18 protein-coding genes and 1 tRNA gene are annotated in these 22,020 nt (G+C 68.5%); 4 read left to right on the forward strand and 15 right to left on the reverse strand.

The genetic code is table 11. The annotated features are described in order from the left end of the window. Positions 1–3: 3 nt before the first annotated feature. The 4 genes from A5730_RS10080 to A5730_RS10095 form a co-directional block, all read right to left on the reverse strand. Positions 4–2,361: a glycerol-3-phosphate 1-O-acyltransferase gene (locus tag A5730_RS10080; protein WP_067899008.1), complete on the reverse strand. Its 2,358-nt coding sequence runs from the start codon at positions 2,359–2,361 to the stop codon at positions 4–6. Next, on the reverse strand, positions 2,358–4,091 hold the full coding sequence (locus A5730_RS10085; RefSeq protein WP_067899011.1) for an HAD-IB family hydrolase/lysophospholipid acyltransferase family protein: 1,734 nt from the start codon (positions 4,089–4,091) through the stop codon (positions 2,358–2,360). The genes A5730_RS10080 and A5730_RS10085 overlap by 4 nt, the downstream gene beginning before the upstream one ends. Then, the gene (locus tag A5730_RS10090) at positions 4,088–5,557 is read right to left on the reverse strand and encodes a wax ester/triacylglycerol synthase family O-acyltransferase (protein WP_067899014.1); all 1,470 of its coding nucleotides are present in this window, start codon (positions 5,555–5,557) and stop codon (positions 4,088–4,090) included. Before A5730_RS10090 ends, A5730_RS10085 begins: the two co-directional genes overlap by 4 nt. 125 nt (positions 5,558–5,682) lie before the next feature. Beyond that, positions 5,683–6,930 (reverse strand): alpha/beta hydrolase, encoded by a 1,248-nt coding sequence (locus A5730_RS10095; RefSeq protein ID WP_067899017.1) that lies wholly within the window; start codon positions 6,928–6,930, stop codon positions 5,683–5,685. A 187-nt stretch (positions 6,931–7,117) separates the two neighbouring features. Between A5730_RS10095 and A5730_RS10100 the strand changes: the two genes are divergently transcribed. Further along, positions 7,118–7,191 (forward strand) — tRNA-Arg (locus A5730_RS10100). A gap of 45 nt (positions 7,192–7,236) precedes the next feature. Here the strand turns inward: A5730_RS10100 and A5730_RS10105 are convergent. The 4 genes from A5730_RS10105 to A5730_RS10120 form a co-directional block, all read right to left on the reverse strand. Then, on the reverse strand, positions 7,237–8,163 hold the full coding sequence (locus tag A5730_RS10105; RefSeq protein ID WP_067899020.1) for a cyclopropane mycolic acid synthase family methyltransferase: 927 nt from the start codon (positions 8,161–8,163) through the stop codon (positions 7,237–7,239). Positions 8,164–8,292: 129 nt separating this feature from the next. Next, complete coding sequence (locus tag A5730_RS10110) at positions 8,293–9,471, reverse strand: serine hydrolase domain-containing protein (protein WP_067899022.1); 1,179 nt, start codon at positions 9,469–9,471, stop codon at positions 8,293–8,295. Next, positions 9,468–10,946, reverse strand: a complete 1,479-nt coding sequence (locus A5730_RS10115; RefSeq protein ID WP_156745750.1) for a biotin carboxylase — start codon at positions 10,944–10,946, stop codon at positions 9,468–9,470. Before A5730_RS10115 ends, A5730_RS10110 begins: the two co-directional genes overlap by 4 nt. Before the next feature lie 113 nt (positions 10,947–11,059). Further along, positions 11,060–11,752 (reverse strand): type 1 glutamine amidotransferase domain-containing protein, encoded by a 693-nt coding sequence (locus A5730_RS10120; protein ID WP_067899024.1) that lies wholly within the window; start codon positions 11,750–11,752, stop codon positions 11,060–11,062. A gap of 298 nt (positions 11,753–12,050) precedes the next feature. On the opposite strand from A5730_RS10120, the gene A5730_RS10125 reads away from it, so the two are divergent. The 3 genes from A5730_RS10125 to A5730_RS10135 all read left to right on the forward strand — a co-directional run bounded on the left by A5730_RS10125 (position 12,051) and on the right by A5730_RS10135 (position 14,017). Further along, a complete protein-coding gene (locus tag A5730_RS10125) occupies positions 12,051–12,485 on the forward strand; it encodes a hypothetical protein (RefSeq protein WP_055404876.1) in 435 nt (144 codons plus the stop codon). A 368-nt stretch (positions 12,486–12,853) separates the two neighbouring features. Continuing rightward, entirely contained in the window at positions 12,854–13,624 is a 771-nt protein-coding gene (locus A5730_RS10130) for an enoyl-CoA hydratase (RefSeq protein ID WP_067899028.1), read from the forward strand. Between the two features lie 102 nt (positions 13,625–13,726). Beyond that, positions 13,727–14,017 carry a hypothetical protein gene (locus A5730_RS10135; RefSeq protein ID WP_156745751.1) on the forward strand — a complete coding sequence of 97 codons (291 nt, stop codon included), beginning with the start codon at positions 13,727–13,729 and terminating at the stop codon, positions 14,015–14,017. Between the two features lie 4 nt (positions 14,018–14,021). Here A5730_RS10135 and A5730_RS10140 read toward each other — a convergent pair whose 3' ends face one another. The 7 genes from A5730_RS10140 to A5730_RS10170 form a co-directional block, all read right to left on the reverse strand. Beyond that, entirely contained in the window at positions 14,022–15,176 is a 1,155-nt protein-coding gene (locus A5730_RS10140; RefSeq protein ID WP_067899033.1) for a dihydrolipoamide acetyltransferase family protein, read from the reverse strand. Beyond that, the gene (bkdB, locus tag A5730_RS10145) at positions 15,173–16,228 is read right to left on the reverse strand and encodes a 3-methyl-2-oxobutanoate dehydrogenase subunit beta (protein ID WP_067899036.1); all 1,056 of its coding nucleotides are present in this window, start codon (positions 16,226–16,228) and stop codon (positions 15,173–15,175) included. Before bkdB ends, A5730_RS10140 begins: the two co-directional genes overlap by 4 nt. Further along, positions 16,229–17,329, reverse strand: a complete 1,101-nt coding sequence (gene pdhA, locus A5730_RS10150) for a pyruvate dehydrogenase (acetyl-transferring) E1 component subunit alpha (protein WP_067899039.1) — start codon at positions 17,327–17,329, stop codon at positions 16,229–16,231. Positions 17,330–17,537: 208 nt separating this feature from the next. Further along, complete coding sequence (locus tag A5730_RS10155) at positions 17,538–18,359, reverse strand: CoA ester lyase (RefSeq protein WP_067899042.1); 822 nt, start codon at positions 18,357–18,359, stop codon at positions 17,538–17,540. Beyond that, on the reverse strand, positions 18,356–18,850 hold the full coding sequence (locus tag A5730_RS10160) for a MaoC family dehydratase (RefSeq protein WP_067899045.1): 495 nt from the start codon (positions 18,848–18,850) through the stop codon (positions 18,356–18,358). The genes A5730_RS10155 and A5730_RS10160 overlap by 4 nt, the downstream gene beginning before the upstream one ends. Next, on the reverse strand, positions 18,847–20,013 hold the full coding sequence (locus tag A5730_RS10165) for an acyl-CoA dehydrogenase family protein (protein WP_067899047.1): 1,167 nt from the start codon (positions 20,011–20,013) through the stop codon (positions 18,847–18,849). Before A5730_RS10165 ends, A5730_RS10160 begins: the two co-directional genes overlap by 4 nt. Further along, complete coding sequence (locus tag A5730_RS10170; RefSeq protein WP_067899621.1) at positions 20,010–22,016, reverse strand: acetyl/propionyl/methylcrotonyl-CoA carboxylase subunit alpha; 2,007 nt, start codon at positions 22,014–22,016, stop codon at positions 20,010–20,012. Before A5730_RS10170 ends, A5730_RS10165 begins: the two co-directional genes overlap by 4 nt. Between the last annotated feature and the right edge of the window lie 4 nt (positions 22,017–22,020).

Consider the following 22,020-nt stretch of genomic DNA (forward strand, 5'->3'; position numbering starts at 1 on the left):
CGGCTACCGAGCCAGGCGCTCCTGGCGCGCCCTGGCCTCGCGGGCGACGAACTGGTCGCGCGAGATCCGCCCGACGTAATCGGAGTCCCGCAGGATGTCCCGCAGCTCCGCCCGAAACGCGGTGCGCCGTTCGGCGAGGTCGGCGGCGGGCGCGATCAGGTCCTGATCGACGACGACTTGATACGCGGTGGCGAACAGCAACGTCGAGACCGATTCGCTGCTGCGGACCCGGGTTTGCGCCACGTATTGCCGGCCGACGCCGAGCGCCGACTCGGTCAATTCCTTCTGCGCGACGTCGGCCGGCGCGTCGCGCAGCACGTCGGCGACGATCTCGTAGGCCTCGAAGAACACCCGCAGCATCGCGTCCGCCATCAACGGACGCTTGGCGAACAGCAGCTCGTCGATCTCCTCGCCGCCGGCGCTGACGTGGGCCTCCCAATCGTCGTGCCAGGCCATCTCTTCGGCGATGTTGTCGCGAAACGCCGCCGAATCCGCGAAGTAGAAGTCGAACTTGAGCAGGTCGCGCAGGCGCATCGCCTGATCCCAGAACGCCTGCATGCGGTCGCCCTCGACGTGCCGGGCGTGGGCCAGGGCGAGCTCGACGATCGAGGTCTCCAGGAAGGCGTGGATCAGCGAGTTGCGATAGAACGCGGCCGCGTGCTGCTCGTCGGGGGCGATGCGCCACACCGGTTCCCGGCCACCGTCGACCCGGGTGATCGGGTGCCCGTTGGACAATGCGTCGACCGCCGCACGCACGCCCTCGCGCGAGCGCAGCCGCAACGCGCTCGTCGACATCGGGTTGTGTTTGCGTTCAAGGTAATCCAGCGAGTCCTGCAGGGTGTGGTGCAGCTGACCCAGCGTCAACGCCGCGCCGCGGGTGGTCAGCAGCAGCGCGCACACCAGGCCCGTCGCCGTCACCGGGGTCGCCTGCAATATCCGCCAGGCGACTTCGAACGACATCTTCTGCAGCGCAAGCCGTTTGGCGTCCTGGTCCTGCGCCATCGGGCCATGCGTCGGGCCCAGGTACTGGCGCATCGAAACGGCTTCGGGGAAGCGGACGTAGATCTTGCCGTAGTTGCGTTCGCCCTGCGCCCTGATGAAGTTGTACAGCCAGCCGACCCCTTCGGGCGTTTTCTCCCCGCCGCGGGCGTAGGCGGCGTATTCGGCGATCTCGTGCAGCTGGTCGAAGCTGATGGACACCGGCTGCAGCAGGATGTCTTCGCTGCGGCCGTCGAGATAGGCGTCGGCGACGTAGGCCAGCAACCCGAGTTTGGGGGGCAGCATCTTGCCGGTGCGCGAACGCGTGCCCTCGATGGACCAGCTCAGGTTGAACCGCTTCTCGACGATGTAGCCCACGTACTCGCGCAAAACGTATTTGTAGAGCGGGTTTTCGCCGATGTTGCGCCGGATGAAGATGACGCCCGACCGGCGCAGCAGCGGCCCCATCGCGCCGAACGCCAAGTTGATGCCGGCGAACACGTGCACGGGCGGGAGCCGGTTCTCCTGCATCGCCACCGGCACCACCGCGCCGTCGATGTAGGAGCGGTGCGAGAACAGCAGCACCGCGGGGTGGGTTTCCAGGGCGGCGCGCATCGCCGCGACCTGGTAGCCGTCGTAATCGATCTCGGGGTCGAATCCGCGGCTGAGCGCCCTCCCCAGGACGCCGACCAGGTCGACCGACACCCGGCTCCAGCCGGTGGAGAGTTCGTCGAGCATCTCGCCGGCTTGTTCGACGGTCGCGCCGGGGATTTTCTTCAGCCCGGCACGAAACCGGCTGGACTCCAAGATCTCCGGCTTCACCAGGCGCGGCGACTTGTACTGCGGCCCCAGGATTCGGTACTCGACACGCTCCAACGCCAACAGCGCGCGACGGATGACGAATCGGGCGAAGTCGCTCTCGTTCTCGCCGACGGTGATGTCGCGCCACTGCTGGCGGAGTTCGGAGACCTTCGCCGGTTCCCCGGCCACCACCCGCGCCCGCTGCGGAGCGGTGCGCATGATCTTCAGTTGCTGACGTTCGTTGGGGGCGTAGGGATCCCGCCCCGGCAGCAGGCCGGCGAGCTTGGCGATCCGGCCGCGGTCCGGTGGCGGCAGCCAGAACACCCGCACCGGCACGATCCAGCGGTCGCCGGCCGCGTCGTCACCGGCCTGGAGCTGCCCGATCAACGGGCTCAGCGCCCCGGGCGCCGCGTTGGGCGGTGGCAGTTCCAAGAAGTCGAACCTGGCCGCCGGCTTGTCGGCGCGTTGTTGCGCCATCCAGGCTGTCACCAGTTCCCTCTCGACCGGAGAGGTCATGGACGCCAACACCAGCGAGTCTTGGCCGGTGAGGACCGCGGTGGTGTCCGCGGCCAGTTCGGTCACGGCCGCCCTTCGGTCGGCGGTTCGGCGCTAAGCGCCGCGTCGGCGGGCCGTTGCGCCTCACCGTCTTTGAGGGCGGCCTGCGACTCGTGCGGATTCGCCTTGGCGGGCTTGGCTTTCGGCGCGGCCTTCTTCGCCGGCGACTTCTTCGGCGCGGCCTTCTTCGCCGGAGCCTTTGCGGCCGCGGGCTTTTTCGCGGGGGCCTTGGCCTTGGCCGCCGCCTTCCTCTCCGCGGAGAGGTCAACCTGGGGCAGCTCGTCGACCGGCCAGTTGGCCAGCGTGTCCAGATACAGCTGGCGGACCTCGGCGATGCGCTCCGGCAGGTTCTCGACCGTCCAGTCCTGCACCGAGATCGGCGGGAACACCGCGACGTCGACCGTGCCGGGGTTGATGACGGTGGAGTTGCGGGCGGCGACGAGCTCGGCGTTGCGAATCACGATGGGCACGATCGGGATTCCGGCCGCCATGGCGAGGCGGAACGGGCCCTTCTTGAACGGCCCGACTTCCGTGGTGTCCACCCGGGTGCCTTCCGGGGCGATGACGATGGACAGCCCCTTGCGGGCGCGGTCTTCGACCTCGTGCATCGTCTCCATCGCGGCCGCGGGGTCGTCGCGGTCGATGAACACGCCGTCGAGCAGCTTGCCCAGCGTGCCCATGATCGGGTCCTTCTGGAGTTCCTTCTTGCCCACGCCAATCCAGTTGTCGCGCACCAGCGCACCGGCGATGACCGGGTCGACCTGGTTGCGGTGGTTGAAGATGAACACCGCCGGTCGCTGCGCTGTCAGGTTTTCCTGGCCCATGACGTTGAGCTGCACGCCGGCGATCGCCAGCGACAGCTGGGAGAAGGTCGAGGTGAAGAAGTTGACCCCACGGCGGCGGTTGCGAGTCAGCACCCCGATGCCCACGGCGCCCGCGGCGACGGGGAACATCGAGCCGAAGCCGGCGAGGGTGCGCAGCTGGCGCCGCAGGCCCACCGGCCCACGGCTGTTGAAGCGCAGGATGGGCCAGCCGCGGCGCTTGGCCACCGCGGCCATCTTGCCCTCGGGATTGGTCGGGCGGGGGTTGCCGACCAGGTACATCAGGGCGACGTCCTCGTCCCCGTCGGCGTAGAAGTAGCTGTCCTTGAGGTCGATGCCGTTCTCGGCCGCAAACCGTTGCACCGCAGCGGCTTTGCCGGGCCCCCACAGGATCGGCTTCTGCACGCCGCCGGTGAGTATCCCGTCCTCGGTGGTCTCGAACTTGTTGGTGAGCATGTTCGAGATGCCCAGGAAACGCGCCACCGGATTGACCTGGATGGTCAGCGCCGACGAGCTGAGCACCACGGTGTGCCCGCGAGCGACATGGGCCCGCACCAGCTCCCGCATCTCCGGGTAGATCCGCGACTCGATCCGCTGGACGAACAGCCGCTCGCCGATCTCCTCCAGGTCGTCCAACAGGCGGCCGGCCAAGGCGGCGGCGGCCTTGCCGATGAGGTCCTCGAACTCGATGCGCCCGAGCGTGTGGCTCAGGCCGGCCTGGACCATGCCGAGCAACTCGCCCACGCCCATGTCGCGGCGCAACAACCGCTCCTGGGTGAGGATCACCGCCGTGAAGCCGGCCACCAGCGTCCCGTCCAGGTCGAAGAACGCCCCGATCTTGGGGCCCGGCGGGCTGGCCATGATTTCGGCGACCGAACCCGGCAGGCGCATGTCGCCGGAGGGCCCGTCGTCTCGCCGATCCTTCGGGGCGCTCATGAGCTCTTCGCCGTCCGCGCCGAGGTCGCCGGTTCGTTGAACGAGGCGGGCACCGCCTGCGGCGCCCCCTCGCCGGCCAGCGCGAGGATTTCGTCGAAACCCTCCAGCAGGCATTGGGCGAACAATGGCTCGTTGCGCACCGACGCCCGGTCGTAGCGCACGGTGATGGTGCACCACCCGCCCCGAGAGATCAGCACCACCATCATCGCCACCCCGGGCAGCGGCCCGATCCCGTACTGCCGCAACACCTTTGCCCCGGCGATGTAGGTGTCCCCGGGGTAGACCGGGACATTGCTGGCCTGCACGTCGGAACCGATCACCGAGCCGGTGATCCCCTCGAGCACCGCGGTGGGCAGGACGCTGAGCAGCGGCGCGACCGAACCGACGATGTTCATCGCGGGCTCGTCGCGGCGCTGCGTCATCTGCGCGCGGATCTTCTTCATCCGCGACACCGGGTCTTTCGTGCCCACCGGGGCGGCCAGGTTGACGCCGGTGAACCGGTTGCCGCCGGCGGTGTCGGCGTCGGCCCGCAGGTTGACCGGCACCGCCATCGGCAGCGTGCTGATCGGCACGCCGAGCGCCTCGTGGTAGCGCCGCAGGGCGCCGCACAGGCCGGCGAGGTAGGCGTCGTTGATCGATCCCCCACCGGCCTTGGCGGCCTTGTGCAGATCGGAGAGCGGGATGTCGATCGCCTCGGTGCGGGTGGCCAGGCTGCGCCGCCGCAGCAGCGGCGACGGCTCGGCCGCCCGGTTGAGCACCCGCATCCCGGACATCGCGTAACCGACGATCCCGGACACGGTTGGCCCCGGTTCCAGGACCACCCGGCCCGCCGCCGACACCGCCCCGGACAGCGCGGTCAGGACGCCGCCGACCACGGCGGAGGGCAAGTGGTTAATGCCTTGCCGCATCAGGTCATTGGAGGTCAGGTCCTGCGGAATGGGCAGCGGGGGCGTCGGCTTGGCCGGCGGGTCGCGCTCGAGGTCGTAGATTTCGGCGAACATCTGCACCCCGCCGACGCCGTCGGTGACCGCGTGGCTGACGTGCAGCAGCGTCGCGGCCTTCCCGCCGGCCAGACCCTCGACCAGGGTGGCCGTCCACAGCGGCCGGGAGATGTCCATCGGCGACTGCAGGATCACCTCGGCGAGGTTGAAAACGTCGCGCAGTGTGCCGGGTTCGGCCACCCGCATGCGGCGCACATGGAATTCGAGGTTGAAATCGGGGTCCACCACCCAACGCGGCGACGCCGTCGGCAGCGTCGGCACGACCACCTTCTGCCGCAGGCGCAGCACCCGTCGAGAGGCGTTCTCGAATCGGGTCAGGAATCTATCCCAGTCCGGGGTGGTGTCGAGCAGCTCCAGCGCCATGATCCCCGACCGGGTCCGAGGATTCGCTTCGCCCCGATGCATCAGATAGTCGACCGGTCCGAGCTGGTCGGACAGCTTCACGACCTCGACGGATTCAGCCATGATCTCCCGCCCGACGCGTCAACCCTGTCACCGACGATCAAGCCTCCTGCCTCGGACCACCCCATAGCCAACACAACGCTAGTCGGGTTGCCGCGCTGGTGAAAGAAGCGGTCGGGCCGGGCGGGTCAGCTGGCCGAGGTGGCGGGCAGCGGGACCGAGTCCAGCAGCTCGCTGACGCGCCGGCCGTAGACGACGCCCAGGAAATCGGCGACGGCGTCGGCGGCCAGCCGCGATCGCACCGTCGACAGGATGTCGAACGCGTGGTGCGCGTTGTCCAGCTCGGCGTGGGCCACCGTGGCGGCGCCGGCCGCACGCAGCGCCGCGCAGAAGGCCCGGGCCTGGCCGCTGGGAACCAGCTCGTCCTTCTCGCCGTGCAGCACGAAGAACGGCGGCGCCTCGCTGTGCACGTAGGACACCGGCGACGCCGCCTCGAACCGCTCGGGCTCGTCGGCGTAGCGGGCCTTGACCACGAATTGCTCGAGGAACGGGAGCATCAGGTCGTGCATGTTGTCGAAGTCGGTGAAGTCGTACACCCCGTAGTAGGGCGCGACGGCCTGAACCGTCGTGTCGGCGTTTTCGAATCCGGGCTGGTAGGCGGGGTCGTTCGGGGTGAGCGCGGCCAGGGAGGCCAGGTGTCCGCCCGCCGACCCGCCGGTGATCGCGATGAAGTCGGGATCGCCGCCGTAGTCGGCGATGTTCTGGCGAACCCAGGCGATCGCCCGCTTCACGTCGATCAGGTGTGCGGGGAACGTGGAACGGGGGCTCTTGCAGTAGTTGATCGAGACGCAGATCCAGCCGAGTTCGGCCATGCGGCTCATCAGCGTGTAGGCCTGGACGCGCTTGTCGCCGACGGTCCACGCCCCGCCGGGAACCTGGATCAGGACCGGCGCCCGCCGCCCCGGCGCCATGTCATGGCGTCGCCAGATGTCGAGCAGGTTGTCGCGCCCGTTCGGGCCGTAGGAGATGTTCGACGTCTGCGCCGCATACCGGCGGTGCGGCCCGGGCCTGCCCAACACGCCTCCGCGCGGGGCGCAGACGGGATTGATGCCGGCCGGATGGCGCACCTGCTCACGGAAGTCCGGGCCGAAGGACTCCTCGAGCGCGGCGGTGAGGGCCCGGTCCGCCCGCTGCGCCGCCCAGGTGGCGCCGACGCGACCGATGGACGGGTGCGAGACCCGCGAGAGGGCGTGGCCGGTCAGGACGTGCGGTGGAAACTCCGTGGAGATCCAGCCGACGAGGCAGCCCAGCGCGAACGGCGAGCCGCGCAGCAACAGCGTGCCGGCGCGGTAGGCGTCCATTGCATCGGCGGCCAGGCGTAATGCCTGGGTACCGGCCCACGAGCACCGTGAAGTCAAGTGCATGGTCACGCTCATAGCAACGCCACCCCTCGACGGTTTGCACACGCCTCGTTGCGGTTAACGGCCGATTACCGGCCGGTGTTGTACGTGTGTCGAGGGTCCCAACCATAGCCGATAACTGCTCGGCGCGAACGCTTTTCGTGCGCGCCGCCGCGGCGAGTCGTGTCGCGACACGCCGTTGGAATAGACTGACCTGCACATTGCCTCCGTAGCTCAGGTGGATAGAGCAAGGGCCTTCTAATCCCTAGGTCGCACGTTCGAGTCGTGCCGGGGGCACCCGTTAGCTGTGTGACTTCGGCTGATGCTTGATGCGCAGGCGATTTACTTGACCATCGTGAACTGGCAGACGTTGGTGTAGCCGTCGCGGAACAGGTCCGAGCAGCCCCGCAGGTAGTGCATGTAGATGTCGTAGGTCTCCTGCCCCTTCAGCGCGATCGCCTCGTCCTTGTGGGCCTCGAGGGCGTCCGCCCAGGCGTTCAGGGTCGGAACGTAGTTCTTGCCGATGAAATGGTGGCGCTCGATCTGGAAACCCGCCTCGGTCGCATACCGGTCGATCTGGTGCACCTGGGGCAACCTGCCGCCCGGGAAGATCTCCTTGAGGATGAAGCTGATGAACCGCAGCAGGGTCATCGTCGTCTTCAGGCCGAGCGCGTTGACCTCCTCGGTGGTGGGCACCACGATCGAGTGCAGCAGCATCCGGCCGCCGTCGGGCAGCAGGTCGTAGAACTTCTTGAAGAAGACGGCGTACCGCTCGTATCCGGCGTCGCCCGCCCCGTCGGCGAAGTGCTCGAACGCGCCCAACGACACGATCCGGTCGATCGGTTCGTCGGGAAATTCCTCCCAGCCCTGGATCCGCACCTCCATGCGGCGGTGACTGTCGATCTCTTTGAACTTCTCCACGTCGTGTGCGTACTGGTTCTCGCTGAGCGTCAGGCCGATGACGTTGACGTCGTACTCGGCCACCGCGTGCCGCATCGTCGAACCCCAGCCGCAGCCGATGTCGAGCAGCGTCATGCCGGGCTCCAGGTTGAGCTTGTCCAGGGACAGCTTGCGCTTGGCGTACTGCGCCTCTTCCAGCGTCTTGGTCAGATTCTGCGGGTCGGGATGTTCGTCGAAGTAAGCGCAGCTATAGGTCATCGACGGGTCGAGCCAGAGCTTGAAGAACTCGTTCGACTTGTCGTAGTGCGACCGGACCTTCTCGACCGGTGGCTTGAGTTGCGCACTTCCCGCGTTCCCCTGAGCGGACATTGCCAACGCCCCTAACTTTCGAGCAGATACCGATGGGTTTCCGGTGGTTGAACTGATCCTCCCCCCAAAAAAGTCTAGGTAAACGCGCCCGCACTTCCGAGGTCTTTTACGGCCCCACCGGGATTTTCATCAAGGTCCGGGGATCCCGGCCAATTCGTATGCCACGGCGTCGAATGCGCGCAGCGTGTCCAACATGTGCGGCTCGTGCGAGTGCGGCTGGGTGGACACCTTGGCGGCGACGACCTCGGCGGCGCGGTTGACGTAGATCATTTGACCGCACATGCCCAGGCACAGCACAACGTTGTTGCCCGGGTAGGGAAACCACATCTGGTTGCGGTACATCCCGCCCGGCAATTCCGTGTCGTCGGGGCTGGCGGCGAACGCCTCACGCGAGTCCGGGCCGCCGTCGAGGGTGTCGGCGATCCACGAGGCCGGCACCACCTGCCGGCCGGTCAGCGAGACACCGTCGCGCAGCAGCAGCGAACCGAACCGGATCATGTCGGTGAGGCAGGCGCTGACGCCGCCGTCGAAAAACCCTGTGCCGCAGGGGTCTACCGCTATGGAGGCGTCGCGTTGGGCCCCGATGCGGCTCCACAGCACCTCCGACATGAGCCCGGGCATCCGCTGACCGGCGACGGCCTCGCAGACCAGGCCGAGCACGTCGGTTTCACACGAGCGATATTCGAAGGGGCCGCCGTGAGCCGCCTTTCGCCGCAAGGTCAGCAGGAAGTCCCGCAGCGTGCCGGGGTTGTCCGGGCGGCTCTTGGGCGCCCAGCCCATCGCCTGGTCGAGGAGATGAATCTCGGCGGCCGGGTCGCCGTAATCCTCCGAGAAGGCGATGCCCGACCTCATGTCAAGCAGGTGACGCACCGTCGCACCGGCGTAGCCGCAATCGGCAAGCGCAGGAACGTATTTCGTGACCGGCGCGGCAAGCTCGATGGCACCGGCCCCGTGCAACACACCGACGACGGCCGCCACCAGCGATTTGCTCACCGAGAACAACAGGTGCCGGGTGTCGGCCGTCATCCCGTCCAGGTACTCCTCGAGCACCATCGCGCCGCGATGGGCGACGGCCCACCCGTCGGTGACGGTCGCGGCCATCACGGCGCCGACGGTGGTGGCCGACCCGTTGGTGTTGGTCACCGGGATCTCGGCCAGGGCGGCAGGGGCGGCGGCTATCGCCGCGACTGGGCCCTCCCCGCGCGCGATCACCGCGGTCGGCACGAAGTCTTCGACGTGCTGAAATGACCAGTGCGAGTAGGGCGGAGCCAGCCAGTTGTCCAGTGAGATGCCCGCCGGGGCGCTCACGCGCGCGCGACTAGCCGAGAGACGATCGGCGCGGCGGGCGTCAGGGGTGTGGAAACGAACTTCGCCTTCATGCCCTTGACCCAGCGCTGGCAGCGCTCGCTCAGCTGATAGTCGTCCGTCTGCAGGTGCCCACGGGTGACCAGCACACCGAGTTGGGCCCCCTCCGAGCGCAAGTCGCCGGGCGCGGCGACGCGCATGTAAAAGGCCTCGGAGCCGTCGAGCAGTGTGGCCCAGTCATTGGCGGTGCGCGAGAAGGAGACTCGACCGTCGTCGTCGATGCGCCACACCCCGGTGCGCGGCGTGGCGGTGAAGATCTCGATGTCCGGCGACGTCTCCGTCAGGATCACCTGGCCCCAGACCTCGTCTTCGCCGTAGCCCCGCTCCCAGCGCGTGTTGATCGCGTCGATGTCGAGCTCGTAGTCCACGTCCATGTACTCGAGCAGATGAAACAGGAACAGCGGAATGTCGGCGTAGGCCTCGGTGGTCAGGTTCGTCATCGGGCTGGCGCCGGACAGCCGCGGATTCACCTCGCCGAGATAGAGCTGGTCGGAGTCGAGATCGTGCAGCAGGTCCACCTCGAAGTAGCCGAGGTAACCCTCGCGGCGCATCACGTCGCCCAGCTTTGCCACCATTTCGCGCGCGGCGTGGGTCTGGGCGGGCGGCAGCACCTCGCGCCAGATGTCATTGCCACACCAGCTGCCCCGGCTCGGCGTCAGCTCCGAATAACCGACCAGGCTGGTCATCGCGGGGCCGACCACGGTGCCGTGGCGCGTCACGGCGCCCTCGAGGCACACCTCCACGTTGCGGATCCGCTTCATTACCTTGAGGTCCTGCCCCACCAGGTTGTCCGCGTTTTTGTCCCAGTCGCCCTGCCCGTGGACGAAGAATGTCCCGCTGCCGGCGTTGCCGTAGGCGATCGAGATGACGAGGTCGTCGCCCAATCCGGCGCTTTGTGCGAGTTCCAGGAGTTCGTCGTAGGATCCCGCCCGCCCGATCGTGTTGGGCACGCTCGGCACTCCCGCCTCGTTGGCCAGGCGGGTCATGACGATCTTGGAGCCCAGGCGCTCGCGCAGCTCGATCGGAGGGTGCATGACCTCGAGACCCGCCTGCCGCGCGAGGGCCTGAATCTCCGCGTTCATCATCACGAAGCAGCACTTGCCGCCGGGGCCGCGACCCGCGATGAACTCGAGCGTCTCGGGATCGGACAGCAGGTGACTGCACACCTCGTCCATGGAGTCAAAGTCGCGGCGGTCACGTCGCCGGGGCACGAACACCCGCGAATGGGTGCCCTCGAAGGAGTCAAAGTACGTGAGGTAGAAGAAGTTTCGTATCCAGCGGTCGACGCCCAGCAGGTTGAACGGGGTCGGCGAGATGAAGTACAGCGGCACCTTGTTCGTGTGGAAGAACGCGCGGATGTCGGACAGTCCGCTCAGGCGGCGCGTACCCGGCTGGGGGCCGTCGGCGGGCACGGTCACGCGACCCGCGCCTGGGCCCGGCGCCGGCGCCGTGGCGGCGTGCGCGCTGCGATCGGGTCGGCGGTCATCAGATCACGTACCTTCATTCGACAAGTGTGGACCCGGCCGTGGCCTTAACCAAGTTCCTTCATGAACTCTTTGGCCAAAGGCCCAGCGGACGCGGGGTTTTGGCCCGTGAAGAGGTTGCGGTCCTTGAGCGTGTAGGGCTTCCACACCTCACCGCGGGAGAAATCGACGCCCATCTTCACCAGTTCGTCCTCGGCGGTCCAGCGGGCCTTCGTCCGCAGCCCCACCCCGTCCTCTTCGTCATTGGTGAAGGCGGTGACTTTGTACCCCGCGAACGGCGACGCCCCGTTGCGCCGGGTGGCCATCATCGCGACCGGCGCGTGGCAGACGATGGCCAGCGGCTTGCCGGACGCGAGCGCCGCGGTCAGCAGCCGGCCCGAGTCGGCGTCCTGCCAAAGGTCCTCCATCGGGCCGTGCCCGCCCGGGTAGTAGACGGCGTCGTAGTCCTCGAGGCGGGCGTCGGCCAGCTCGATCGGTCGGCGCAACTCCTCGGCGGAGCGCAGGATCTCCTCGAGTTCCAGGGCGATCTCTTCGCTGCCGGCCATCGACGGGCGCAGGCTCATCACATCCACATGCGGCACAACGCCTTTCGGCGTGGCGACCACGACCTGGTGACCGGCATCGGTGAGCTCGCGGTAGGGGGCCGCGAACTCCTCGGCCCAATAGCCGGTCGGGTGCCTGGTGCCGTCCTTCAGCGTCCAGTAACTCGCGCCGCTCACCACGAACAGAACCTTCGCCATCGCGCTTCCCCTCGTTGTCCGCACCGGATTGACCCACCCCAGCGTCGCCGAACTCGTCTGGCGGTGCAATACGGCGGGGCGGCGGATTCTCAATACGCCGTTGATGTGGGCGCGCGCACCGCGGCGCGTCCAATGACAACAGCCGTAAACCGGCATTTAACAAGTGCCGAGCCAACCGTTCGTTCTAGCGTTTGCCCATTTGAGGGTTGGGGAATAACAATTGGCGTGTCGTACGAGCGGATGACGCCAGCAGGGGGATCATGACTTAAAGGCGTCTCTATTCGAGGGGTGGTCGATGATGACGTCGGACGACTGGCAACCGGTGGTACGAGTTGGTGAACCCAAATTCGTAGCCGGCCTGGGAAATAGGATCAAAGTTGAGGTCAAGACACGGGGGTGGCTAAGCCGGGACTGGCGCGGCTACTTCGGTTCGCAGGTATCGCAGCAACGGCTCGATGCCAGGTACTCGTCGTATCCCTGTTGGGATGAGATCCAGTGCATAGAGGGCACCTGTGCGCTCGACGAGGCGGAGCAGTACATCGAAATGATCGATGCGGCAATCCACTACGCGAACAATCGGTTGCGCCACGACGCTATGCCGGCCACAGCGCTTCAGGGGCCCGTGCGGGATCATCGGACGTTCGGGGTCAGACGGCGCCAGGCGGCGCTGGACCAGCTGGCGAAGCGGTTGGCACGGCCCGACCCGGTCGAGAGCGAACTGACCGCGACTTAAGCGCGACAAATTCATTACGTCGCTGAATTATTTCCATGCAATTCGGTAGGTCCCCGCCCGTCTCCGGGAAGGTGCCGCAAACGCATTTGCGTTTGCACGGCCAATTGTTTTCCGCGGTGGGGGCTCGCTCGCATCGTGTGCGCTACGCAAATCCTCGCGGCGGCTCGCACAATACGAGTGCCGTTAAAGCCCGGCCCTCGGCCATCCACCGCAGCTTGCTGCTGCGAAACGGGCGAAATCCGGTCGGCGCGACCCCGACCGCCCGTATGCACGCCGCGCAGTACCCTTACCGTGGCCCGGAATCGCAGCCGACGGCACGGCAATCGTGCGTCGCCCGGGGCCGCCAGCCCAAGCCGCGGAGGTGCCCGATGGCCGAATCCGACCCCGTCTTGTTCAGCGTCGACAACCGCGTCGCGGTCATCACCGTCAACGACCCCGACCGGCGCAACGCCGTCACCGCCGAGATGTCGGCCCGCCTGCGCGCGGCCGTCGAGCGGGCCGAGGCAGACCCCGAAGTTCATGCCGTGGTGGTCACCGGCGCCGGCAAGGCGTTTTGCGCGGGCGCGGACCTGAGCGCGCTCGCCGCCGCGGGCGGTGACAAAGCCGAGGCGGGTCTGCAACAGCTTTACGACGGCTTCATGGCCGTCGGCGGTTGCCGGCTGCCAACCATCGCCGCGGTGAACGGCGCGGCCGTCGGCGCCGGACTGAATCTCGCGCTGGCGGCCGACGTGCGGATCGCCGGGCCGGCGGCGTTGTTCGACGCCCGTTTCCAAAAGCTGGGGCTGCATCCCGGCGGCGGCGCGACCTGGATGCTCCAGCGAGCCGTGGGGCCGCAGGTGGCGCGCGCGGCCCTGTTGTTCGGCATGCGCTTCGACGCCGAAGCCGCCGTGCGGCACGGGTTGGCGCTGTCCGTGGCCGACGATCCGGTGGCGGCGGCGCTGGAGCTCGCCGCCGGGCCCGCGAACGCCCCGCGCGAGGTCGTGCTGGCCACCAAGGCCACCATGCGCGCGACCATCAGCCCGGGATCGGTGGATGACGAACAGCACGTCTCCGCCATGCGCACCGAGCTCGGGCCGCAGGCCTACTCCATCCACTCGCCGGAATTCGCTCAGCGACTGGCCGCGGCGCAACGCCGGTAGCGCCGACGCAGGTTCGGAAGTTGGGATCGGTAGCGATTCCGCGAAAGTGTGCTTTGCTACGAAGACGCCGACAGGCGTGGCGCCCTAGCGAAGGACATGCCCGTGGAGATCACCCAAACCCTCACCCGAATTGCCGCCGGGGCCCTGTTGGCCGGCGGCCTCGCGACGGCCGGAACGGCTCTGGTCGAAGGCGTCGCCCAGGCCCAGCCGGCCCCCGCGCCGCGCGTCTACTGGTGCCCCAACCAACCGTGGAATCCGGCATGGGGCGAAAACAGATACTGGAATCAGTGCTGGGACACGGACAACCCGCCGCCGTACCCGCCCCCGCCGCCCTCGCGCGCGCCCAGCTTCAACTGCGGCCTGTTCTGGTGCCCCGTACCGCCGCACCCCTGAGCCGTCAGAGGTCGAGCAACGCGGTCATCGGCGACTCGACCAAGTCCCTCAGCTCGGTGACGAATCGGGCCGCCTGGGCGCCGTCCGCGACGCGATGGTCGAACACGCAAGTCAGCGTCGTCGTCGGGCGCACCACCACCTGATCGCCGACGGCCACCGGGCGCGGCTTGATCGCGCCCATCCCCAGGATGGCCGCCTCCGGGTGGTTGATCACCGGCACGCCGTCGTCGGCGCCCAAAGCCCCGAAGTTGGACACGGTGAACGTGGAACCGCGCATCTCCCCCGGCGTCAGGGTGCCTTCGCGCGCCCCGGCGACCAATTCGGCCGACCGACGGGCCAATTCGCGGGTGGTCTTGGTATGCGCGTCGGCGATCACCGGGACCAACAACCCGCGATCGGTGGCCACCCCGAACCCCAGATGGACCCGATGCTCGACGCGCACGTGCGGGCCATCGGGTGAGTCCACCCATGTCGAGTTGAGAATCTCGTTGTGGCGCAGCGCGATCACCAGCAGCCGCGAGGTCAGCACGAACGGGGTGATCCGCTGATCCGCCGACGCTCGATCCGACAGCCGCAACAGTTCGGAGCAGTCAACCGCGACGCTGACCTTGGCCGCCGGGATCTCCCTGTGCGACAACGTCATCTTCTCGGCCATCCGGGCCTGCACGCCGCGGACCGGGCGAACGTCGGCGCCGTTCTGGCCGGCCGCCGCCAAAACGTCGGCCCGGGTGATGATGCTGTCGGCGTCGCGCTGCACCGAACTCAGGTCGACCTTCAGCTCCTTGGCCAGTTTGCGTACCGGAGGGGCGGCCAGCGGGCGGCTGCGTCGGCTGGCGTCGATGCCGGCGTCGGCGCCGTAGCCCACCAGCGTGGGTACCGCTCCGCCGGTCGCGTCGCCGTTCACGGGTGCGGTGTCGATGCTGACCAGCACCGCCCCCACCGCGAGCACATCGCCTTCCCCGCCGTGGGTTTCGACGATTCGGCCCGCGTACGGGCTGGGCAGTTCCACCTCCGCCTTCGCCGTCTCCACCGAACACAACACCTGGTTGAGCTCGACGTCGTCGCCGGCGGCGACGTTCCAGCGCGTCACCGTCACTTCCTGCAATCCCTCACCGAGATCCGGGACGCGGAACGACTTGACCCGCTCGTCGGCGCTCATGGCTGCCCCAGCGAACGCTCGACGCAGTCCAGCAGCCGGTCGGGGCCGGGTAGCCAGAGTCGCTCCAACCGGGCGGGCGGGTACGGGGTGTCGAATCCGCAGGCGCGCAGGACCGGCGCCTCCAGCTCGTAGAACATCTCCTCCTGGATCCGGGCGGCCAACCCCGCGCCATATCCCAGGCTGCGCGGACCCTCGTGCATCACCACGCAACGCCCGGTCCGATGAATCGACGCGGCCACGGTCTCGAAATCCAACGGCACCAGTGACCGCAGGTCGACGACCTCCAGGCTCCAACCGCGTTGCCGCTGCGCCTCTTCCGCGGCGCCGACCGCGGTGCTGACCAGGCTGCCGTAGGTCACCACGGTGACATCGGAGCCGGCGTGGCGCACCATCGCCCGCCCGATCGGCGGTTCGGGCCGCTCGGTATCCACCGACCCGCGGACCTGATAGCGCCGCTTCGGCTCGAGGAACATCACCGGGTCCGGGCAGGCGATCGCATGGCGAAGCAGCCAGTACGCGTCGGACGGGCAGGACGGAACCACCACCTTCAGGCCGGCGGTATGGGCCCAATACGATTCGGTCGAGTCCGAATGATGTTCGGCCGCACCGATTCCGCCGAATGACGGGATGCGCACCGTCACCGGCATGTTGATCTCGCCGCGGGTGCGGGTGCGGTACTTCGCCAGATGGCTGACCACCTGATCGAACGCCGGGTAGGAAAACCCGTCGAACTGAATCTCGGGCACCGGCACGAATCCGCGCAGCGCCAGTCCCACCGCGATACCGATGATGGCGGATTCGGCCAGCGGCGTGTCGAAGCAGCGCTGCTCGCCAAATGTTCCGGCCAGCCCCTCGGTTACCCGGAACACGCCGCCCTCGACCGATACGTCCTCGCCGAACACCAGCACCCGCTCGTCGGCGGCCATCGCGTCGTGCAGGGCACGGTTGAGCGCCTGCACCATGGTCATCACTTGCGCGGCGAGAGCGGCGTGCCGCGTTGCGGCCGTGCGGGTTTCGTCGGGGGTGGCCGGACGATCGGCGAGCTGAGTCATTCACGCCTCCCCGTCGTTGCGGTCGAGCTCGGCCCGCAGCTGCTCTCGCTGCGCCTGCAATCCCGGCGTCATCTCGGCGTACACCGTGGTGAACACCTCGTCGATGTCGAAATCGGGCGCGCCGAACACCGCGTCGCGCAATTCGGCGCGCATGCGCTTCGCGCGGGCGGCCACCCGGTCCTGAAACCGGGTCGACCAAACGCCCTGTCCCTGAAGGTAAGTGCGGTAGCGCGGGATCGGGTCGAGCGCCGTCCAGCGGTCCACTTCCTCCTGGGTCCGGTAGCGGCTGGGATCATCGGACGTGGTGTGCGGACCGAGCCGGTAGGTGACCGCCTCGATCAGCATCGGGCCGCCGCCGGCCCGGGCGCGCGCGGCGGCCTCCGCCATCACCGCGTAGCAGGCCAGCACGTCGTTGCCGTCCACGCGGATCCCCGGCATCCCGTAGCCGATGGCCTTGTGCGCGATGGAAGGTGCCGCGGTCTGCTTGTGCAGCGGAACGGAAATCGCCCACTGATTGTTCTGCACGAAGAACACGCACGGCGCGGTGAAGACGGCCGCGAAGTTCAGCGCCTCGTGCACGTCGCCGACGCTGGTGGCGCCGTCGCCGAGGAAGGCCACCGTCACCGAATCCTCGCCGAGGCGTTGCGCCGCCATCGCCGCGCCGACCGCGTGCAGAGTCTGGGTGCCGATCGGGATCGACGTCGGGGCGCAGCACTTCTTGGTGAATTCCAGTCCGCCATGCCAGGTTCCGCGCCACACCGCGCCGACGTGCCCGGGCGGTATGCCGCGCACCAGATACGCACCCAGCTCCCGGTATTGGGGAAACAGCCAGTCCGTCTTGCGCAAACAGGCCGCCGCCCCCACCTGCGCGGCCTCCTGGCCGCGGCACGACGCGAAGAGCGCCAACTCCCCCTGGCGCTTGAGGTTGATGAACTCGGTGTCCAGCTCGCGGGTGACCACCATCATCTCGTAGAGCCAGCACAGCGTCTCCGCGGGAAGGTCACGGCCGTAGCGGAGTTCGGGCGTCGGTGTGCCGTCCGCGGCGACGAGTTGCACCGGCTCGAGGTCGACGGTCATCGGCAGTTGGGGCACCGTCGCCATACCGTCTCCCTACTTCGGTGCCGCAGGGCCACAGCCAAAGCTCAGCCGGGACCCACCGCGAGCCGAAGTCGATCGCCAGCTACCCGAAAGGCCTCGCTCGCCGCGACACTGGCGTACCCACCATTATGCGCTCAAATGAGAAGAGACCGCGGTGATCGCGACCGTGTCGCGGCCACCGACAACGCGGTTGCGTGCGAGGGTTCGACCGTCACCCGGCACGGGACTGGCCCGCCCTGCGCACCAGCATTTCCGCGTGCTTGAGCACCGGCGAGTCGACCATTTGTCCCTCGAAGGCGAAAACGCCGCGCTCGGCGCGCGCCGCCTCCAATACCCTTCGCGCCCAGTCGACTTTCTCGTCGCTGGGCCGGTAGGCCTCGCGCACGACGGCGATCTGGGTCGGGTGGATGCACACGGTCCCGTGGAAACCCACCGCGACGGCGTCGGCGGCTTCGGCCCGCAAGCCTTCGACGTCGCGGATGTCCAGATGCACCGCATCGAGCGCGGCCCGGCCGAAGGTGGACGCCGCCAGCAGGACCGTAGACCGGACATGGCGGGCGAAGTCGCGGTAGGTGCCGTCGGCCAGGCGGCTGGAGCTGCCGCCGAGGGCCGCGACGAGGTCCTCGGCACCCCACATCATTGCGACGGTGCCCTCCGCGGCCGCGATCTCGGTGGCGAACACCGCCCCGCGGGGCGTCTCGATCAGCGCGATGACGTCGCGGGGGGCCAGCGCGGACACCTGGGCGGCCGATTCGGTCTTCGACAGCATCACCGTGGTGTAGGGCGTCTGGGCCAGGGCGTCCAGGTCGCGGGCGTGCTCCTCGGTGCCGGCCGCGTTGACGCGCACCACGGTGCGCTCGGGATCCAGCGGGGTCTCCGCCAGCGCCTTGCGCGCGGCGGGCTTGTCCGCCTGGGCCACGCCGTCCTCGAGGTCGAGGATCACCACGTCGGCCGCGGCCGCGGCCTTGGCGAAGCGCTCGGGGCGGTCGGCCGGGCAGAACAGCCAGCCCGGACCGGCGGCTTGCAGTTTCATCGGGACTCCTCGGAGGCGGGGCGCTTCTGGACCAGCGTGGTCCGCACCGCCCGCGCGACGACGTCGCCGTGCTGATTGCGTCCGGTGTGCTCGAGGGTGACGATCCCTTCGCCGGGCCGGCTCTTCGACTCGCGCTTGGCGGTGCACACGGTCTCCGCGTACAGGGTGTCGCCGTGGAAGACGGGCTTGGGGAACGACACCTCGGAGAAGCCGAGGTTGGCCACGATGGTGCCCAGCGTCAGCTGCGATACCGACAACCCGACCAGGGTGGACAGCGTGAACATCGAATTCACCAACCGCTCGCCCCGAAAGCCCGGCTGCTCGGCGGCCCACGCCGCGTCGAGGTGCAGCGACTGGGTGTTCATCGTCAGAGTGGTGAATAAGACGTTGTCGGCCTCGGTGATGGTGCGGCCGGGCCGGTGCAGGTACGTCGTGCCGGTCTCGAATTCCTCGAACCACAGGCCCCGCTGGATGATTGACTTGTCGGTCACGAGAGCCCCAGCGACCGCGCGATGAGCATCAGCTGCACCTCGGTGGTCCCCTCACCGATCTCGAGGATCTTGCTGTCGCGGTAGTGCCGCGCCACCGGGTACTCGTTCATGAACCCGTATCCGCCGTGAATCTGGGTGGCGTCCCGCGCGTTGTCCATGGCGGCTTCCGACGCGATCATCTTCGCGATGGCTGCCTCCTTCTTGAAGGGCTTGCCGGCCAACATCTTTGCGGCCGCGTCGTAGTAGGCCGTGCGCGCGACATGCGCGCGCGCTTCCATCCGCGCGATCTTGAAACTGATCGCCTGGTAGGAACCTATCGGCTGCCCGAACGACTGGCGTTGCGTCGCATACTTGACGCTCTCGTCGACGCAGCCCTGGGCCGCCCCGGTCGCCAGCGCGGCGATCGCGATGCGCCCCTCGTCCAGGATGGACAAGAAGTTCGCATAGCCCGTGCCGCGGGCGCCCAGCAGGTTCTCCTCCGGGACGCGGGCGTCCGCGAAGCTCAGCGGGTGCGTGTCCGAGGCGTTCCATCCGACCTTGCTGTAGAACGGTTCGACGGTGAATCCCGGTGTGCCGTTGGGCACGATGATCGTCGAGATCTCCTTTTTCCCATCGGCGATGCTGCCCGTGACCGCGGTGACCGTGACCAGCTTGGTGATGTCGGTGCCGGAGTTGGTGATGAACTGCTTGCTGCCGTTGATCACCCACTCGCCATCGTCGAGCCGGGCCGTGGTTCGGGTGGCGCCCGCGTCGGAACCGGCGCCCGGCTCGGTCAGCCCGAACGCGGCCAGGGCGCGCCCGGCGGCGAGGTCCGGCAGCCACTTGGCCTTCTGTTCTTCGGAGCCGAAGCGGTAGATCGGCATCGCCCCGAGGCCGACGCCCGCTTCGAGGGTGATCGCCACCGACTGGTCGACCTTGCCCAGTTCCTCGAGCGCCAGCGACAGGGCGAAGTAGTCCCCACCCATCCCGCCGTACTCCTCGGGGAACGGCAGGCCGAACAGCCCCATCTCCCCCATCTTGGCGACGACCTCGTACGGGAAGCTGTGCTCTTCATCGTGTTTGGCCGATACCGGCGCGACGACGGTGCGCGCGAATTCGGCGACCGTGTCACGAAGGTCCTCGTATTCCTTGGGCAGGGTTCCCGCGGTTATGGATGTGGTCATGTTTCGTCCTTACTCGAATCGGCTGCTGCGTCGGGCTCTTCGGGCACCAGCCGGGCCAGCACCTGGTCGACCGTGACCTGATCGCCGACGGACACCAGGAGCTCCACTCGTCCCGAAACCGGCGCGGGCAGCGAGTGTTCCATCTTCATCGCCTCGACGACCACCACCACATCACCCTCGGTGACCTCGGCGCCGGAGTCGGCTTGGACGGCGATGACACTGCCGGGCATGGGGCTCAGGATCTCGGCCTGCTGCGCACCGGCGGCGCGGTGAATCTTGTGTTCTTCGGCCTCGCGCAGGTGCCACGCTCCCCGCTCGTCGGCGATCCACAGGTGGCGGTCGGCCTCGGCGAACCGGTATTCCCGGCGCATCCCGTCCAGCGTGACGTCCATCCGGGCACCGTCGACTTGCACACTGGCGGAACGGATCTCACCCCCGCCCACCTGCACCCGCGCGCCATCCGGTGGCCCCCACACCGACACCGTGTCGCTGCGCAGCGGGGTCTGCATCTCGGTCCGCACGGGGGCCGGCGCACCCCCGACCCGCCAGCCGGTCGGAACGGCCCAGGGGTTGCCCGCGGCGCGACGGTTCAGCGCCCACTGCCGGTACAGGCCGCCTGCGGCGAGCACGTCGTCGGGCGCCGGCAGCGGCGCGAAGTCCGCCACCCGCGCGTCCAGCAGCGCCGTGTCCAGGTCACCGGCGCGCACGCGTTCGTCGGCCAGCAGGAACCGGAGGAACTCGATGTTGGTCTGCACGCCCAGGACCGCCGTCTGTGCCAGCGCCCCATCGAGTTTCGCCAGCGCCTCGTCGCGGTCCTCGCCGTAGGCGATCACCTTGCTCAGCATCGGGTCGTAGTCGCTGCCGACCACCGTGCCCGCCAGCAGCGACGAGTCGACCCGGACGCCGGCGCCGCACGGTTCGGCCACCTGCAGCACCCGACCGCCGGTGGGCAGAAATCCCCGCGCGGGATCCTCGGCGTACACCCGGGCCTCGATCGCGTGGCCGCGCAACTCGATGTCGTCCTGCGCGAAGCCCAGCTTCTCCCCGGCGGCCACCCGCAGCTGCCACTCCACCAGGTCCAGCCCGGTGATCGCCTCGGTGACCGGGTGTTCCACCTGCAGACGGGTGTTCATCTCCATGAAGAAGAACTCGTCCGGCCGGTCGGCCGAGACGATGAACTCCACCGTGCCCGCACCGACGTAGTCGACGCTGCGCGCGGTGTTGCAGGCCGCCGCCCCGATGCGGGTGCGCGTCTGCGGGTCGAGCAACGGCGAGGGCGCCTCCTCGATCACTTTTTGGTGGCGCCGCTGTAGGCTGCATTCGCGCTCACCGAGGTGCACCACGTTGCCGTGGGTGTCGGCCAGCACCTGTACTTCGATGTGCCGGGGGCGCAACACGAATCGCTCCAGGAACAAGGTGTCGTCGCCGAACGACGAGGCCGCCTCGCGGCGCGCGCCCGACAGGGCGTCGCGCAGCCGGCCCGGGTCATCCACCAGGCGCATGCCCTTGCCGCCGCCGCCCGCCGACGGCTTGATGAGCACCGGGTATCCGATCTCGTCGGCCGCCGCGACCAACTCGTCGTCGCTCAGCCCGGGCTTGGCCACACCGGGCACCACCGGCACGTCGAAGGCGGCGACCGCGTTCTTGGCGGTGATCTTGTCGCCCATCACCTGGATCGCCCGGGTGGGCGGGCCGAGGAACACCACCCCGGCGCGCTCGCAGGCGGCGGCGAATTCGGCGTTCTCGGAGAGGAATCCGTAGCCCGGGTGGACCGCCTGGGCGCCGGTGCGGGCCGCCGCATCGAGCACCTTGGCGATGTCGAGGTAGCTCTCGCGGGCCGCGGCGGGGCCGAGGCGCACGGCCGTGTCGGCCTCCAGGACGTGACGGGCGTTGGCGTCGGGGTCGCTGTACACCGCGACCGACCGGATCCCCAGCCGGCGCAGCGTGCGCATCACCCGGACCGCGATCTCGCCGCGGTTGGCCACCAATACGGTCTGGAACATGGTC

Origin of the sequence: Mycobacterium sp. ACS4054, assembly GCF_001667275.1 — a bacterium.
Taxonomy (GTDB): domain Bacteria; phylum Actinomycetota; class Actinomycetes; order Mycobacteriales; family Mycobacteriaceae; genus Mycobacterium.

Bases quoted from the DNA above. Each gene is read 5' to 3' on its own strand.
- A5730_RS10085 (WP_067899011.1), bottom strand. From the start codon at position 4,091: ATGAGCGCCCCGAAGGATCGGCGAGACGACGGGCCCTCCGGCGACATG.
- pdhA (WP_067899039.1), bottom strand. From the start codon at position 17,329: ATGGCGACGGTGCCCCAACTGCCGATGACCGTCGACCTCGAGCCGGTG.
- A5730_RS10155 (WP_067899042.1), bottom strand. From the start codon at position 18,359: ATGAAACTGCAAGCCGCCGGTCCGGGCTGGCTGTTCTGCCCGGCCGAC.
- A5730_RS10125 (WP_055404876.1), top strand. From the start codon at position 12,051: ATGACGTCGGACGACTGGCAACCGGTGGTACGAGTTGGTGAACCCAAA.
- A5730_RS10090 (WP_067899014.1), bottom strand. From the start codon at position 5,557: ATGGCTGAATCCGTCGAGGTCGTGAAGCTGTCCGACCAGCTCGGACCG.
- A5730_RS10130 (WP_067899028.1), top strand. From the start codon at position 12,854: ATGGCCGAATCCGACCCCGTCTTGTTCAGCGTCGACAACCGCGTCGCG.
- A5730_RS10120 (WP_067899024.1), bottom strand. From the start codon at position 11,752: ATGGCGAAGGTTCTGTTCGTGGTGAGCGGCGCGAGTTACTGGACGCTG.
- bkdB (WP_067899036.1), bottom strand. From the start codon at position 16,228: ATGACTCAGCTCGCCGATCGTCCGGCCACCCCCGACGAAACCCGCACG.
- A5730_RS10095 (WP_067899017.1), bottom strand. From the start codon at position 6,930: ATGAGCGTGACCATGCACTTGACTTCACGGTGCTCGTGGGCCGGTACC.
- A5730_RS10140 (WP_067899033.1), bottom strand. From the start codon at position 15,176: ATGAGCGCCGACGAGCGGGTCAAGTCGTTCCGCGTCCCGGATCTCGGT.
- A5730_RS10105 (WP_067899020.1), bottom strand. From the start codon at position 8,163: ATGTCCGCTCAGGGGAACGCGGGAAGTGCGCAACTCAAGCCACCGGTC.
- A5730_RS10165 (WP_067899047.1), bottom strand. From the start codon at position 20,013: ATGACCACATCCATAACCGCGGGAACCCTGCCCAAGGAATACGAGGAC.
- A5730_RS10170 (WP_067899621.1), bottom strand. From the start codon at position 22,016: ATGTTCCAGACCGTATTGGTGGCCAACCGCGGCGAGATCGCGGTCCGG.